Here is a 15,510-nt window from a genome sequence, read left to right as displayed (position 1 = left end):
TCGAACGCAGTTAAGTCGAATACGTCTGGTGATCGTGCCTGAGGCGGGCCGCTTTAATCGAATGCAAGCATCGCGGATGCACGAAGGAAAGCCCGACAATTACGCCCGCGCTGCGCAGTGATCAGACGTTAAACCGCGCGTCCGGACGCACGACTCAAGCCGCTTGCGGCTCGAACGGAAACTGCTCGACTTCGCCGCCCTGCGCGACGACCACGGTGCTTTCCGGAATCTCCTGCCACCAGCCGGGTAGATCGGCGAGCGGCTCGGACACGACCAAAAACGCATCCTCTCCGGCCATCGCGATGCGCGGATCGTCGGGATACAACTCGTGCAAGTGGCGGAACGACGTGTTGTGAAAGAGCGAGCGCGACTGTCTTTCGCTCGAATAGCGGACTGCCACGATTTGCTCGCCGTCGGTCGCGCAGACCGTCATGTTCAGCGGGTCCGCCACGGCATGGCGGCGCGCGGTGTCCTCGACGAATGCCACCATCCGCTTGAGCGCGGTCACAGGCGCATGCGCCAGCCCGAACGTCAGCGCGAGGAAGAACAGCACTTCCGAATCGGTCGATCCTTCGATCGACGGGAACAGTTCGGGCGCGACCGCCACCATCAGATCGCGGCGCAACACCGGATAGTTGCGCACGAGGCCGTTATGCACGAAGAGCCACCGGCCGTAACGGAAGGGATGACAGTTCGTTTCCTGCGACGGCGTGCCGGTCGCCGCGCGCACGTGCGCGACGAACAGCGGCGCGTGGATGGCGCGCGCGGCTTCGCGCAGGTTGCGATCGCTCCACGCCGGCTGAATGCAACGATAGCGAAACGGAATGTCGGTCGGATGTCCGTACCATCCGATTCCGAAGCCGTCGCCGTTGGTGGTGGTTTGGCCGAGCCGGGCATGCAGGCTCTGGTCGATCAGCGAATGCTTCGCGTTGAAGAGCACGGTTTCGAGCTGAAGCGGGTTGCCCGAATAGGCGAGCCAGCGGCACATGATCGTTCCTGTGGAAGGGGGCGTGAGTCGGCCGCCGATGTCTGCCGCAGCGGGCCGGACGATCAGTTCGAGCCGCGCCGGCAGCATCGACGATACACCGAATGTTCGCGCGCTGCCTTCGTCTCAGGATGTGTGCCGCGCTTGGCGCTCAGCCAAGACACTCGCGATGCCCTGCCCGCCGCCGATGCACATGGTCACGAGCGCGTAGCGTCCGTTGATGCGCTGCAGTTCCTGAACGGCCTTGACGGTGATGACTGCGCCGGTCAAACCTTTTCCTTTTGCACGATCGGCTCGCGTTCAGGCTGCTCCTTCACCCAACGCCAGAAGAGCTTGTAAGCCACTGCGAGCATGACCGGGCCGATAAAGAGTCCGATCACCCCGCCCGTCACCATGCCGCCCAGCGCGCCGATCAGCACCACGGGCATCGGCACCGCCACGCCGCGGCCCAGCAGCAAGGGCTTGAGCACGTTGTCGGCGAGGCCCGCTATGAAGACATAGACCGCGAAAGCAATCGTCGCCGCGCTGAAGCCCTGAGTCAGCATCACATAAACGATGACCGGCAGTGTGATGAAGGTCGCGGGAAGCTGCATGATGCCGATGAGCAGCACGGCCAGCGCGAGCAGACCGGCGCCGGGAATGTCCATCACGATGAATGCGATGCCGATCAACAACATCTGAATGAACGCGATGCCGACCACGCCCTGCGCGACGGCACGGATTGTCGCCGTGGACAGATCGGCGATCTGTCGTCCGTTCTCCGGTCCCGAAATCCGCGATGCGATCAACACTGCGCTTTGATAGCCCTTCTCGCCGTGAGCCATGAAGATTCCGGCGACGATCAAAGCCAGGAAGAACACGACGAGTCCCGCGCCGAGACCCGTAATCGTGCCGAGCACCGCGAGACCCGCTTGCTTCAGTTGAGGCGTGAACTTTTGCGCGAGAACGGTGATATCCGTGGACGCCTGCGCCCAGAAGTCGTAGACATGCCGGCCCACGAGCGGCCACGCGGCCACCGATTCCGCCGGTGGCGGAATTTGCAGCGTGCCGCTCCTGATGACGGACATGGCGTGTTCCATCGAATTCGCTATCGCGACGCCGAGCAGGTACGTCGGCACCAGAATCACAGCGAACGCGACGAGAATGATGAGCGACGCGATGAGGCCGTTTCTGCCCGCGAGAGGGCCGCGAAGTTTCACCTGTAGCGGATACAGCGTGACCGCGAGGATGAGCGCCCAGACCATCAGGTTGAGGAACGGCACGAAGACGCGAAAGCAGAAGACGGCTAGAACGGCGATGAGACCGGCGCGAATCAGGACATCGAGCAGCTCGCGCGAGAGCGTGCGTTCGGTAACGGGCGTTAGCATTTCGTGCCTCCTCGCGGCTTGCCGCGGAGCGTGACGCACGGCTAGCCACTGTTGGCGGGATCATCGACTTATTAGCGCGCCGGATCGCAAACAGTGCCGCTACGACAACATACGACCACCAATGACACGACGCGGACAGGACATTCACGCGCAGAGGCGTTTGAGAAAGCGTTCCCCGTCCAAGTCTAGGACGGACAGTCCGACTTCTCCAAGAAATCACTGTAACGCACTGATGGGAAGCCTTACGATGTAATTCATCGCGGAGAAAAACGAACCGCGACACGCGCATGGCATTCACAGCACAACTTAACGCGCCCTAGGGGCAAGCGAGGGTCGCGGTTCCGGGTCCATGTGCTATAACTTTTGTTGCACCCCCGTGTCTCCATTCAATGCTTCGTTAGCCAAACGGTGGAAACCATGATGCAAAGACGAATTCTCGTGACGGCATCTTCCGCCGTCCTCGCGCTCAGTTGCCTCGCACTGAATGGCTGCACCATGAACAGAAACGCGGGCACCGAACAAGCGGCGGGTGCCGCCGATCAGCGGCGCTCCATCGACGCCGATGTGGACAGCACGATCCAGCGGCTCTACACCACCGTTCCCGGGTCGCGCGAACTCGTCGGCAAGGCCCGTGGGGTACTCGTGTTTCCGTCTGTGCTCCAGGCCGGCCTGGTGGTCGGCGCGGAATACGGCAAGGGCGCGCTTCGCGTAGGCGGCCACACCGTCGGCTACTACAGTACGACTTCCGGCTCCTTCGGGCTGCAGGCGGGCGCGCAATCGAAGGCACTCATCTTCCTGTTCATGACGCAGGACGCGCTCGATAGCTTCCGCAATTCCAAAGGGTGGTCGGCGGGAGCGGATGCATCGGTGGCGCTTCTCAAGATGGGCGCGAACGGCAAGATCGATACCACCACGGCCACCAAGCCGGTGAATGCGATAGTACTGACGAACGCCGGCCTGATGGCCGATGCTTCGCTACAGGGCACGAAAGTAAGCCGACTGGACGAATAAGAGCGCATCGGGTTGCGAGAGCGTGAGATCGCGTAGCACCGGCATCGACGGCATGCTCGGCATGCGCGGATTGCGGTCCGCTACGCCATCGAGCTCCACGGGCGCGGGGAATCGACGCGGTCAGCGCGCCTCGCTCGTCGCAACGGTGTCTCGATACCTCGCGACGACATGCTCCAGGTTGTAGAACATCCGCGCCTCGCTTAACGACTCACCAAGCGGCGAACGTCGCACGCTGTCGAGCACGCTCGGGTTCAGGCCCGCGAGCCAGAACACGGTGCCGTTTGCGCTGAGGCGCTGTTCGGCTTCCGCAAGCATCTTGAGCGCGGTGTATTCGAGATCGAAAACGCGGCTCAGATCCAGCGCGACGATTTTTGCATCGGATTCCTGAACGATCGGACGGATCTTGTCGGCCACGCGCTGCGCGTTGACGAAGAAGATTCGTCCTTCGGGGCGCAGCAGGAGCATGCCGGGAAACGTTTCGTCGTCGGGATGTCTGGGCGACGCAGGCCGGAATACGTTCGTGCCGGGTATGCGCTTGAGCACGTACAGCGGCGGATTCGACACCTGATGCGCGAGCATCAGCAGCGAGACCACGATAGCGACGACAATGCCCGCGAGCGTTCCCAGCAACACGACGCCCACGCATGCGGTGAGCGCCCAGACGAACTCGGTCTTGCGCACTCTCAGGATCGCGCGGAATTCGGCCACGCTGAAAAGGCCGACCGAATAGAACACGACGACTGCGGCAAGCGTCGCGTGCGGCATCAACGCCATCGATGGCGCGAATATCAGCATGACGGCGAGCGCGATGAGTGCCGTGACGATCTGCGCGCATTGCGTGCGCGCGCCGGCCTGCCGGTTGACCGCGGTCTGACTCGTGCCGCCTCCGGATACCATCCCTCCGAAGAGCGCGCTTCCGACGTTCGCAATCCCTGTCGCGAAGAGTTCCCGGTTGGCGTTGGGCGGCGGCTCGTCGTTGCGTGCGAACGCGCGGCCCGCCGCGATGCTCTCGGTGAAACTCATCAGCGCAATGCCCAGTGCGTGCGGCCAGAGCGCGAGCGCAAGCGCCGGGTCCGGCCTCACCCACGAGGGCAGTCCAGCGGGAACCGCGCCCACGGTCTCCACGCCATGCGAGCGCAAGCCGAAAACGGCGACGGCCGCGATCGCCGCCGCGACGACGATGAGCGGCGCCGGCGCACGCGGCACGAATCGCTCTAACGCGACCAACCCGGCGATGCTGGCGAAGGCCAGCGCCATCGTGACCGGCGACGCGTGCGGCAGGCCGCCGATCAACGACGCCACGTTGTGAAAGAACGATTCCTTCGGGAAATGAATCCCGAATAGCTTCGGCAACTGATCCACGACGATCACGATGGCCACGCCTGCCTTGAATCCCACTAGCACCGCTCGGAAATGAAGTCCGCGACGAAGCCCATCCGCAACACCGCCGCCGCCAGGAGCATGCCGCCGACGAGAGCGGTGAGCGTGGCGTTCAGGGTCGCGAGCATCTGCGGATCGCCTGCACTGGTCTTCATGCCGAGCGTATCGCCCGCAAGAATCGCAAGCGTGGTGGTGGTGCTGACGCTCAGCACCCGCGACGCGCCCGTGAGCGCATAGATAAGCATCGGCACGCATGCTGTATAGAGTCCCACTTGCACGGGCAAGCCTGCAATCGTCGCGTAAGCGAGCGCCTTCGGAATGACGACAGCCGCAGCCGTCGCGCCCGCGACCACGTCCGCATGCGCCCACTGCCTGTCGTAGTGCGACAGCCACTCGGGAATCATCCCGGCGCGGCTGGCGCGAGCGGCGGATGCGCGTTCCGGCATGGCGGCTCCCTCGGTGAGCGGGCGGTGCGGTGTCGACGGAAACAGACTTCAGAACCGCTCGGGCACGTACCTGAGCGGATGATCGCTCTCGCGATAACCCTCCGCCTTCTGCCTTTTCGGCAGCTTCACTTTCTCGCGGGGAAGCGCGGTGTAAGGGATGTTCTGAAGCAGGTGACTGATGAGATTGAGGCGCGCGCGCCGCTTATCGTCCGAACGCACCACGTACCACGGTGCATCGTCTGTATCGGTGGCGGCGAACATGTCGTCGCGCGCACGCGAATAGTCGTACCAGCGGCTATACGAGCGCAGGTCCATCGGCGAGAGCTTCCAGATCTTGCGCTCATCGTGAATGCGCGCTTCGAGGCGGCGGGTCTGCTCTTCTTCGCTCACTTCGAGCCAGTACTTCAGCAGAATCACTCCCGAGTCGATGATCGCGCGCTCGACGAGCGGCACGCCCTTGAGGAAGGTCTGCACTTGCTCGGGCGTGCAGAAGCCCATCACGCGCTCCACCCCCGCGCGGTTGTACCAGCTGCGGTCGAATAGCGCGATTTCGCCTGCAGCCGGCAGATGCGGGATATACCGCTGAAAGTACATCTGTGTTTTCTCGCGCTCCGTGGGCGCGGGCAGCGCGATCACGCGAAAGATACGCGGGCTCACGCGCTCCGTGAGTGCCTTGATGGTCCCGCCCTTGCCCGCGCCGTCGCGTCCCTCGAACACCACGCAGATTTTCGCGCCGGTATGCACGGTCCACTGCTGCAACCTCACGAGTTCTACATGCAGGCGCGCGAGTTCCTTCTCATACTGCTTCCCGCTCAGACGATTTCCCGTGCGCGCGCCTTCCGATTCCCCGGCAACCTTGTCTTCCATCGCGTTGGCTCCCCATTGGTACTCGCTCTGCACTCAAGCGCGGCGCTCGATTCAAGCGACGCACGCGCTTCACGTTTCGTTGCGCTCGGGCATGACCTGCACCACGAGCGTGCGGTCCTTCCAGAACATGTTGTGGACGCGCGGTTGCAGCGCGCGCAACATGTGCGGCTCAAGCGAATGGAAGCTCACGACCGCGGCGGGACGTTCGCCGGTGCCGGGAACGCGCTCGATGGCATCGAAGCTAGGAAACCCGTACTTGCAAAGAAACTCGCGGATCTCATCGTCCGTCGTGGTCGGTTCCACATTGCCTAGCCAGAGATCACTCATCGCAATGTCCTCCCTCAATGCACCGGTTACAGCCAAATAAGTTCGACGAGCCGCGCGCCCGCTGTGTGATGCGCTTAACGAATCAACCGTGTTCGTCCCGCGTCTTCGATTTGCGCTGCGTGAGCGGATTGAGCGCGCTCACGAATATGACGATGCCGATGGCGAGCGCCAACATGCCATAGCGAAATTCGGACGCGGTGTCATACAGAAGACCATGAATCGTGGCATACAGTCCGCCCAGCCAGATGAAAACGCCGATTGCGGCACACACGCTTCGAAGCTCGGTTCGTCTCATCCATGCCTCCACGGTTGCCATGCATCGGATACTTCAGTTTAGGAAATTCTGAGTGGTCCTGTGGACACACTTGCTGCAATCCGCTTGGCGCGTTCGGCGCGTTGGACTAAATTGCTAGCGTATTGCCACTGAAATGGAGCCACTGCGCAGGTCCTGCGAGCGCCGCGCGCGGCGCGAAAGGATGCAGGCACGACTTGAACAGCCGTGCATTCCAACAGAGGCCGAACATGCCGAACGCGATTCTCAAGCACGGCCGATTGCATGGATTCGTGGCTTCGTTGCTCTCGTTCGTTCTCTCGATGCCGATGGATCACGCAGAGGCTCAGAACGCGCCACCGCAGACGCCGGGCCGCACATTCGTCGGCGCGAACGTCAAGCAGTACGCGGATGCAGTGCTCGCCATCATGTCGTACACGGCCGTGCCCGACGTGACCACGAGTTCGCTCTCCATCAATAGCGGCACGACCGGCAACCCCGGATTCGGTCAGACGCAATTCGGCGGCGGCTTTACCCTCAGCAGGTCGTTTCCTCTCTATCTCGAAGGCACGGTCGCCTATAGCCGCTATGATCCGACCTTCATCGCGACGGACGGCAATCAGGAGCGTCCCGTGCCGACCAAATGGAACACGGCGAGCACGACGGTAGGCATCGGCTGGGACTTCCCCATTACCGACGAACTGCGCTTGCGGCCCATCGTGAACGGCATGGTGGGCCGCGTGGCAAGCGACCTGCGCATCGCGCAAACCGTCTTCAACCATGTGGCCGATGCGAACCTGCAATTCCTCGAAGACGGCGTGCTCAACGCCTACGGCGTCGGCGGATCGCTGATGCTCGATCTCGAGCACTATCGCGAGCACTATGAAGTCGACGTGGAACTGCGCGCGACCGATATCTATCTACGCAGCTTCGGCTCCTCGTCCGATGCCGTGCAAGGCTCCGCGACCGCGCAGCAATTCAGCCTGTGGGCCCGCTGGCGCGCGCCGACCGGCTTGAGCGCGCTCGACAGGCCGCTGCGCTATGTGCTCGAAACCGCGTACTCGCATTACTTCGGCGACAGCGCAGGCGCGCTCGGCTTCAACGACCTCACCTCGCTCGGCGTGGGGCTGGAACTCGACAGCAGCAAGTACCCGATCGTCATCACTCGCACGCGCGCCATGGTCCGTTATGTCTTCGGACACAACGTGCATGGCGTGTCCTTCGGATTCGCCGTGAGCTTCTAGCGTATCGCGGGCGCGGCCATCACCGCTTCGCGATACGCCATTCGCCGCTCGCCTTCTTGCAGGCGACCGGTGTCCACTTCTGTGTCTGTCCCTTCGCGACGGCAACGAGGGTCACGCTACGGCACGTTTCGCCGCCGCTTTGCTTGGTGTCGCGCGGCGTGACGGTGCCTTCGATGTGAACCGGATTGCCCGTGCCTTCATTGTTCCAGGGAACCGCTTCGCCGTCCTTCTGCGTGTCGAGCGCATGCTGAGCGGCGCGGTTGAGCGCCTGGCGGTCAGCGGGCTTCATATAGCTGATCGGCGTGTCGCGCAGAAAGTTCAGATTGTTGGCGAACGCGCACGCGCACGACATCGAAAGCGTCGCCACGACGCCGCATTTGGCGAGCGTGTATGCGAAACCGCGCGGAAGCCGGATCATGGTTTGTTGTCCTTCATAACACGTTGCGTTGGCTAGGATCGTATTTCGGGTCGGGCTGCTTCTGCGTTTGGCGCAACACGCCCTGCTCGTCGAAATAGAAGTGGAACAGCATATGATCGATGTTGTTCTCCATGTACCGATACGACCACACGTCGCGATTCATCCGTTTGTAATGCGCCGTCTCGAACGGGCGACCGAAGTTCATCAATACGTCATCGCGCGTCCAAATGCCTACTTCCGCGCGGTAGAACTCGTTTTCCTGAAGCACTTGCCGGACACTGACCACCTTGCCCGATGCATCGACATCGACCGCAGTGGTGGTGCTGCCCATCGGCTGCGTCGGCCACATGAGCCGCTTGCCGCCGCCTGGCAAGTCGTACGTTTCCTTCGGCGTCCCGAGCCGCGCGACGATAGCCTGCTGATCCATGCCCTGCTCGAGGTGCTGCTCCGGCTGGGCGCAGCCTGCGAGCGCAAGCACGGCGATGCATGCCCCTCGTCGTAACGCAACTGCAATGCGTTCTTGCATGGCTATTTCTTCGCGGCCGGTTCGACGGATATCGCGAGTGCCTCTGTGTAGACGGCTTTCACCTGATCGCCTTTCTTCACGCGCTTGAGCCGTTCCGGGTTCGCGTCCCGCGTAATGGTCGCGTCGGTTTGCGGCTCGGCTGCGAATGCAGTTGCGAAAAGCACCAGGCACGAGATGACGACCAGACTGACGCGCTTCATTTCGACACTCCTCATTCGATTGACGCAAGAAGCCCGCGAACGCTATTGAATCGAATAGCCGCGTCCCTGCATGCATGCAGCCCATGCGCGGTTATAGGTGTCCATCGCGCCCTGGCTTTGCGCTTGCGCGTTGGCCTGCTGCGCGCGCCGGTTCTGGCGGGCTCTCACGCCGCCCGCCATCGTGCCGGCGGTCGCGCCGATGGCCGCGCCCTTGCCCGCATCGCCCGCGATCGCGCCGATCACCGCGCCGCCAGCAGCACCACGCGCCGCGCCGCCAACGCGCTCGCCGCCGCCGACTGCCGGGCCCGATTGCGGCGGCGGCGCAGTCGATGCCGTCGCGGGATCGATACCCGTGTTGCTCTTCGCCCAGCTGTAGCACGCGCCGTCATCTTTCTGTTGCTGTTGCGCGCTTTGTCCCTTCGACGGATACGCGATCGGCTTGCTTTGCGCAAGGGCATCCATGGCGAGTGTTGCGATCATCATCGCAGCGATCGCGCGCCAACATGCGGCATTCATATGGACTCCTTCAATTGTCAGACTTTCAGTCGGTGTAGTGACCCAGTGAGCCATCCGTCACGGCTCGTTCACGCGCGTCCACGTCGGGTCCGGATCAAATTCCGTCAGCGGTGGCGCAGACGGACCGCGGTTCTTCTGATACACCACTCCGTTGTTATTGACAATGAACGTCATGACGCCGCTCTCGCCGTATTGCGCCGGGTACGCCACCATCGCGAAGCCAGCCAGCATGCGCCCATTGATGATGTAGCTGAAAGCCCCTCCCGGCGCGTTCCTGCCTTGCCGCGTGAGAATGCGAAAGTGGTAGCCGTGATACGCGTCGCCCGCGTGACGGTCCTTGAAATAAGTCGAGCTCGCGGCGATCAGCGGACCGAAGGGACTCTGTTCTTCGCCCCGACTCTCATCCGCTGGCCAGTACAGTCCGTCGCGCTTGCCCGGCGAACTGCCGAGCTTGCGTGCATACTGCAACACGCCGTCCCCCATGCGGTCCTGCGAGGCGTACTCGCGCTGCGCATCGATATACGCGCGCAGTACCTTCATCGCCTCGCGCTCGTTTGCGCCGATACGCCGGTCCAACACCTCCTGCTCGCCCTCTTCCGTGGCGAAGCGCCAGACGCCGTTCTCTCGAACGAGCGGAATGGGCATGGGCCACGCATCGTCGCCGATCACGAGAATGCGGCGATCGGGCGAAGCCTCTTCGAGCCGGCGAGAAGCCTCGAATTCGGCAAGCGCATTGGCGCGCAACTGACGATTCTCGGCCTCGTCGGGCGTGACGACGAGCCGCTTGTGCGCGCTGCCGAAGATACCGATGAGCGCGGCGTCATCGTCCGACTTCAGCGCCTGCACGAGTGCGCTCACGGCTTCCTCGGGTGTCGCGAAGGTCTGCTGGTCGCTCGCGGCGAGGAGCGTCGCAGGCGCGAGCAACACTGCGACTGTCGCAAACGCCATGACGAGACGAGTCAAGCGGCCATCGGTTCGATGAAGGTTCATAGGCATCCCCTAGCGACGACCTCCACGGCCGCCGCCGAAGCTGCGGCCCCCGGCTCCTGAGAAGCCGCCGCCGCCTCCGCCGCCACTGAAGCCGCCACCGCCGCTTTGGAAGCTGCGACCGCCTTGGCCGCCTGCCATCGACTGCCGGCTCGCGGCCCCGCGCGCGCTGTTAGCGCGGGCGCTTTGACCCGAGCCATAGCCGCTCAATGCATCGCCGCCGCGAGCCTGAAAGTTCGATGCGCCCTGCGCGCGAGGCGTGTTCTGCATGGCGGGTTGCGTGCGTGCAGAAGCGCGCTCAGTGCCGCCGGCCCCGCCGAAACCCGCGCCTGCTCCGCTCGCACGCGAAGGCGCGTCGCCCACGCGCTGCATCGAGGAACGCCCGCCGCTGCCAGAGACCTGTCCGGGCTTCTTCTCGGAGCGCCATGTGCTCGACTGTTGTGTCGCGCCCGACCCGGACCGGTTTGCCGCGCGATTGCTCAGGTTGTTCTGCACATCGGCTCGATTGGCGTTTTGTTCGCGGTTGATGTTGATGGTGTTGTTGCCGCCGTTATAGTTGGCCTCGTACCGTCCGCCGTTCCACGCCGCGGTGATGGCCGCGCCCCAGATCATGCCCGTGGCGAAGGCCGCGCCGGGCGCATACGGATAGTAGTAGACGGGATAAGGCGCCGGGGCGTACGTATAGACCGGCGTCGGGCTGCTCACGACCACCGTGGACGGGTTGTACTGCGGTACATAGATGACCTCGGGATTCGACGGCACGATCTTGATCACCTCCTTTTCGACCACGACCGTCTGCTTGTCGTCGCTCTTCAAGTTGCCGACCGACTGAGTTTGCCGGCGAAAACGCTGCACGGCCTGCAAGACGGCATTCTGATCCGCCACGACCGCTTCGCCGAGCGCGACCGTCCAGTCGAGATCGGTGCTCATCTTCTTCACGATCTCGGGATAATTGAGCAGCGCCTTCACCGAGTCTTGCCAGCGTTCGTCGACCGGAAGATTGTTGTCCGCCTTTCTGCGTTCGAGAAACCGGTCCGCCTGTACCACCTCGACCGGATACGTCGAAGCCGGAAGAATGATCGCCACCAGGTCGTCGGGATAAAGCGCAATGGGACCGACCAGCTTGTCCAGATCCGCGGGACTCATCGCGGCCGGAGGCGGGACGCTTGCCGCCGGCGCCTGAGCGAGCGCATGCATGCCGCATGCGAGCGCCGACACGACCAGAAGCACGTTGATGAACTTGGGCATTGTTCCGTTACCACCGAAGTGGCCGTCTCTCGCCATCATTCAAAACAGTGAGACAAACTCATTCACGCATGTTTGCAAGAAGCTGTACGTATGAGAATCGCCGGCGGTCCACCGCATACGCTGTTGCATCAACCGCCGGGTCGAATCGCGTGGCGTCGGGCACTCTGAAAAACGAGGTGATCTGCAAGGACATACACGAGCCAAGCAGCGTCGTCATTCGTTCTTTTCGCCGCTTATGGCGTAACGCGCTAGAAGGCGCGGCCATGAGCAATAGATGTTAATTGAAAGATATGCGAACCCTTTGGCGAATTCAAGAACTCGGGCACGGTCATTCGACGGCATGGACGTCCTGACCGGTCGATCTGACTTACCCGCCCAACGCGATGATCGCCATCGTCAGAAGCACGCCCAACGTCACCATCGCGAACCCCGCTTTCAGCGCGCCCCATCCCGCATAGGAGCCCAAAGCAACGCCGCATCCGAACAGCATCACGAGCGTCAGCGCGCGTGACACGAGCAAGGCAGTGGGAACGTGCCGGATGACGACGAAGGGAGCGGCGACCGGGAACGTGGACAGCACGATGATGATGAAGATGCCGAGCGCGGCGAGAAAATCGTCGCGCTCCAGCGCGGGGCGCTCCGGCAACGCATCGTATCGAGCGATGCGGCTGCGAATCGATTCCAGTTCGGCGTCCGAGAAAAACGGAGCAAGGAACGCGGGCAGTCTTGTGCGCAGTTCTCGCACGCCTTCTACGGGCCGAGTTCGCGCTTGATCGCAAACGCGAGCGTGCGCCGCCGCCCCCGGTTCACGAGCGTGCGCATCAGATACATGACGGCATCCGCGAGCCCCCACGCGAGATTGCAGCCGAGGGCCGTGTACAGCATCTTGCGGCCCGCATCTTCTCCGCTCGTCGCTGCCGACACTGTCCCGACGAACGTCAGCGCCATGAAGAGCCCGAAGCACAGTTCGGACACGCGGTCGACCGTATCCAGCACGGGCGCTCGTGTGTTGCCGCGTGATTCGGCTAGCGCGGCATCGGCGATGGTGTCCGGCAACATGAGAAGTCACCCCGCCTTGACTTCATTCACGAGCGGCTCGTGATGCTCGAACGCGGTAATGCTCGCGAGCGTGGTCTCACAGATAGTCGTCAGCGCCTCGCGCGTCAAGTACGCCTGATGCCCGGTCACGATCACGTTGGGGAATGAAATGAGCCGCTGAATGATGTCGTCCGGAATGATTTCATTGGACAGATCGCGGAAGAACAAGTCCGCCTCCTGCTCATACACGTCGATTGCGAGCCCGCCCAGTTGCCCGCTTTTCAGGGCTTCGATCACGGCCTCGGTGTCGATCAGCGCGCCCCGGCTCGTATTGATGAGCAACGCGCCACGCTTCGCACGCTTGAGCGTCTCCGCATTGACGATGTGATGCGTTGCGGGAGTCAGCGGACAGTGCAGCGAGATGACATCGGCTTTCTCGCCGATCTCGCCCGGCCGTGCATAGCGCAGGCCCATCGCCTCGAATTCCTTCGACGGATACGGATCGTAGCCGATCACATTACAGCCGAAGCCGAGCATGATTCTCGCAAAGACGCAGCCTATCTTCCCGGTGCCCACGACGGCCACTGTCTTCCCGCACAGATCGAAGCCGATGAGTCCGTCGAGAGAGAAGTTGGAATCGCGTGTACGGTTATAGGCGCGATGCACCTTTCGATTGATCGCGAGCAACAGCGCGACGGCATGCTCGGCGACTGAGTTGGGCGAATACGTCACGACGCGGACGACCTTGAGCCCCAGGCGCGCGGCGGCTTCGAGGTCGACGTTATTGAAGCCCGTGCAGCGCAGCGCGAGCAAACCAGTGCCGCCGCTTTTCAGCGCCTCCAGAACGGCGGCGTCCGCTTTGTCATTAACGAAGATGCACACCGCGCCGAATCCCGCAGCCTCTCCGACGGTATCGCGATTCAGCGAGACGTCGAGGTATTTGAGCCTGTGATGCGCGGATTCGTTCGCCTGATCCAGAAACTCGCGCTCGTAACGCGTCGAACTGAATATCGCCACGTCCATGATTTCATCTCCGATACGAGAGCTAGCCGCTGGCCAGCGAGATTGCGATCTGCACGAACAGCACTTTGACGATGGTCATCGACGGAAAGATCATGGCGTACATGACGTCGGGCTGATCCGTGGGCGCGATGCGATTGGCGAACGCGAGAATGGCAGGATTGCCGGTCGCGCCGCACACGACGCCGGCCGAGGTATCGAAGGGCAGCTTGAATAGCCATAAGCACGACGCGGCCGTAACGCCCACGAGCACGAGCAACGTGATCACGCCGTAAAGAAGGAGCAACGGCCCCGCTGTGCCGACAGTCGCCACGAACTTCGGCCCGCACGAAATGCCGACCTGCGCAAGAAAAATCGTGAGCCCGAGGTTGCGCAAGACGAGATTCGCCGATAGCGGCATGACCCACACGAACGGTCCGTTGCGCCTCGCTTTTCCGAGGCACAGCGCGAGCAGCAGCAGCGCAGCGAGACCGAGGCTGAAGCTGCCGAGACCGGGCACCCGCAACGGAACGGCGCCCAGCAGCAATCCCGCCGCTGCGCCGATTCCGAGGCAGATGAAGCTGAGATCCGCCGTGCCCTTGATGGAATCGCCGAAGAATGCACGAATCGTCGCGCGATGCGCGCGATTCACGAGCACGCCTACGCGGTCGCCTGCTTCGAGAATGAGATCGGGCGTCGAGAGTAAATCGGCGTCGCCCCGGCGCACATGCGCAATCGAACAGTTCACGCCGCCGGGAAACCGCAGCTTGCCAAGCGGCATGCCGACCACCGCCGAGTTCGATGCGAACACGCGCATATAGTCGATGTCTTCGCGATCGCTCGCGATGCGTCCCGGCTGCGACTCGCCGCATAATGCCGTGGCCTCGTCGAGCAGGCGCTTGTCCGTGGCGGTGACGAGGAGCACGTCGTCGGACTGCACGATGAAATCGTCGGCGGGCAACTGATTACGATGCGCGCGCCGCACTGCGGCAATGGACACGCCGAGCGGCAAGCGGCTGAGGAGTTCCGATAGTCGCAGGCCGAAGAAACTTGGGTTCTTGAGTGCGATCTCCGCTGTTTCGAGTACCTTCGCTGGCGGCTTCGGAATCGACACTTTCAGCAACACGTTAAGCGCATAGAGAAACAGAATGGGACCGGCCACGCCGAACGGATAGGCGACGCTATAGCCCACTGCGGCATCATTGCTCTTCAATGATGCAATGGCGACCTGGAGGCTGGCCGTGCTGGTCCCGCTGCCCGCGAACATCCCGAGCGCGTCAGAGAGCGTGATGCCGAACCGAATGAAAGCGCATGAGACGAGGCCCGCCGCGATGACGCCGAGGCAAGCAGCGGCGTTCGCCTTCGCGCCTTCACGGCTAGTCAGCCCTCTGAAGAACTGCGCGCCGTACTGAATGCCGATGCCGTACAGGAACAGCAGCAAGCCGAGCGTGCCGAGCAACGCTGGCGGTGCCGACTTCGGCGCAAAAGCGCCAACGGCGAGTCCGACGAATAGCACGGCCCCCGAGCCGAGCGCGACGCCCTTGATCGTGATCTCGCCGATGAGATAGCCCAATGCGATCGTGAGAAACAATGCGAAGAGCGACTGGCTTTCGAGAAACGTTCTGACTGCGTCCATGTGACCTCCTGTGATTGATTCAGGCAACGCAGCGATACAGGAAC

At 62.7% G+C, this 15,510-nt stretch carries 15 protein-coding genes and 3 pseudogenes; 2 read left to right on the top strand and 16 right to left on the bottom strand.

Annotated elements, in window-relative coordinates:
* Positions 1-154: 154 nt before the first annotated feature.
* The 3 genes and pseudogenes from LDZ26_RS19845 to LDZ26_RS19835 form a co-directional block, all read right to left on the bottom strand.
* Positions 155-988 carry a class II glutamine amidotransferase gene (locus tag LDZ26_RS19845; protein ID WP_244850956.1) on the bottom strand — a complete coding sequence of 278 codons (834 nt, stop codon included), beginning with the start codon at positions 986-988 and terminating at the stop codon, positions 155-157.
* A gap of 123 nt (positions 989-1,111) precedes the next feature.
* Positions 1,112-1,258 (bottom strand): annotated as a pseudogene (locus tag LDZ26_RS19840) (hypothetical protein); the annotation flags it as partial.
* The gene (locus tag LDZ26_RS19835; protein ID WP_244850955.1) at positions 1,252-2,352 is read right to left on the bottom strand and encodes an AI-2E family transporter; all 1,101 of its coding nucleotides are present in this window, start codon (positions 2,350-2,352) and stop codon (positions 1,252-1,254) included. The pseudogene LDZ26_RS19840 and the gene LDZ26_RS19835, both read right to left, overlap by 7 nt.
* 420 nt (positions 2,353-2,772) lie before the next feature.
* Here LDZ26_RS19835 and LDZ26_RS19830 point away from each other — a divergent pair, with 420 nt between their 5' ends.
* Positions 2,773-3,363, top strand: a complete 591-nt coding sequence (locus tag LDZ26_RS19830; RefSeq protein ID WP_244851101.1) for a YSC84-related protein — start codon at positions 2,773-2,775, stop codon at positions 3,361-3,363.
* Between the two features lie 120 nt (positions 3,364-3,483).
* Here LDZ26_RS19830 and LDZ26_RS19825 read toward each other — a convergent pair.
* From LDZ26_RS19825 to LDZ26_RS19810, 4 genes and pseudogenes are all read right to left on the bottom strand, one after another.
* Positions 3,484-5,189 (bottom strand): annotated as a pseudogene (locus LDZ26_RS19825) (SulP family inorganic anion transporter).
* A gap of 48 nt (positions 5,190-5,237) precedes the next feature.
* A complete protein-coding gene (ppk2, locus tag LDZ26_RS19820) occupies positions 5,238-6,056 on the bottom strand; it encodes a polyphosphate kinase 2 (protein ID WP_244850954.1) in 819 nt (272 codons plus the stop codon).
* Between the two features lie 69 nt (positions 6,057-6,125).
* Complete coding sequence (locus tag LDZ26_RS19815; RefSeq protein ID WP_244850953.1) at positions 6,126-6,383, bottom strand: RNA-binding protein; 258 nt, start codon at positions 6,381-6,383, stop codon at positions 6,126-6,128.
* An 82-nt stretch (positions 6,384-6,465) separates the two neighbouring features.
* A complete protein-coding gene (locus LDZ26_RS19810; protein WP_244850952.1) occupies positions 6,466-6,678 on the bottom strand; it encodes a DUF2964 family protein in 213 nt (70 codons plus the stop codon).
* A gap of 299 nt (positions 6,679-6,977) precedes the next feature.
* Here LDZ26_RS19810 and LDZ26_RS19805 point away from each other — a divergent pair, with 299 nt between their 5' ends.
* Positions 6,978-7,898, top strand: coding sequence for a hypothetical protein (locus LDZ26_RS19805; RefSeq protein ID WP_244851100.1), 921 nt, complete (start codon positions 6,978-6,980; stop codon positions 7,896-7,898).
* Positions 7,899-7,917: 19 nt separating this feature from the next.
* On the opposite strand, the gene LDZ26_RS19800 is transcribed toward LDZ26_RS19805, so the two are convergent.
* The 9 genes and pseudogenes from LDZ26_RS19800 to LDZ26_RS19760 form a co-directional block, all read right to left on the bottom strand.
* Positions 7,918-8,316 (bottom strand): RT0821/Lpp0805 family surface protein, encoded by a 399-nt coding sequence (locus LDZ26_RS19800; protein ID WP_370650749.1) that lies wholly within the window; start codon positions 8,314-8,316, stop codon positions 7,918-7,920.
* A 13-nt stretch (positions 8,317-8,329) separates the two neighbouring features.
* Entirely contained in the window at positions 8,330-8,842 is a 513-nt protein-coding gene (locus tag LDZ26_RS19795) for a hypothetical protein (RefSeq protein WP_244850951.1), read from the bottom strand.
* 2 nt (positions 8,843-8,844) lie between these two features.
* Positions 8,845-9,042 (bottom strand): hypothetical protein, encoded by a 198-nt coding sequence (locus tag LDZ26_RS19790; protein WP_244851138.1) that lies wholly within the window; start codon positions 9,040-9,042, stop codon positions 8,845-8,847.
* 42 nt (positions 9,043-9,084) lie between these two features.
* Positions 9,085-9,525: a glycine zipper family protein gene (locus tag LDZ26_RS19785; RefSeq protein ID WP_370650755.1), complete on the bottom strand. Its 441-nt coding sequence runs from the start codon at positions 9,523-9,525 to the stop codon at positions 9,085-9,087.
* Between the two features lie 90 nt (positions 9,526-9,615).
* On the bottom strand, positions 9,616-10,521 hold the full coding sequence (locus LDZ26_RS19780; protein ID WP_244850950.1) for a DUF2950 domain-containing protein: 906 nt from the start codon (positions 10,519-10,521) through the stop codon (positions 9,616-9,618).
* Between the two features lie 36 nt (positions 10,522-10,557).
* The gene (locus LDZ26_RS19775) at positions 10,558-11,793 is read right to left on the bottom strand and encodes a DUF3300 domain-containing protein (RefSeq protein WP_244850949.1); all 1,236 of its coding nucleotides are present in this window, start codon (positions 11,791-11,793) and stop codon (positions 10,558-10,560) included.
* A gap of 367 nt (positions 11,794-12,160) precedes the next feature.
* Positions 12,161-12,852, bottom strand: a pseudogene (locus LDZ26_RS19770) (hypothetical protein).
* Between the two features lie 6 nt (positions 12,853-12,858).
* Entirely contained in the window at positions 12,859-13,854 is a 996-nt protein-coding gene (locus LDZ26_RS19765) for a 2-hydroxyacid dehydrogenase (RefSeq protein WP_244850948.1), read from the bottom strand.
* A 22-nt stretch (positions 13,855-13,876) separates the two neighbouring features.
* A complete protein-coding gene (locus LDZ26_RS19760) occupies positions 13,877-15,466 on the bottom strand; it encodes a TrkA C-terminal domain-containing protein (RefSeq protein WP_244850947.1) in 1,590 nt (529 codons plus the stop codon).
* Between the last annotated feature and the right edge of the window lie 44 nt (positions 15,467-15,510).

This window comes from Caballeronia sp. SL2Y3, from assembly GCF_022879575.1.
In the GTDB taxonomy this organism is placed as follows: Bacteria; Pseudomonadota; Gammaproteobacteria; order Burkholderiales; family Burkholderiaceae; genus Caballeronia.
This window is presented reverse-complemented; position numbering and strand designations above follow the sequence as displayed.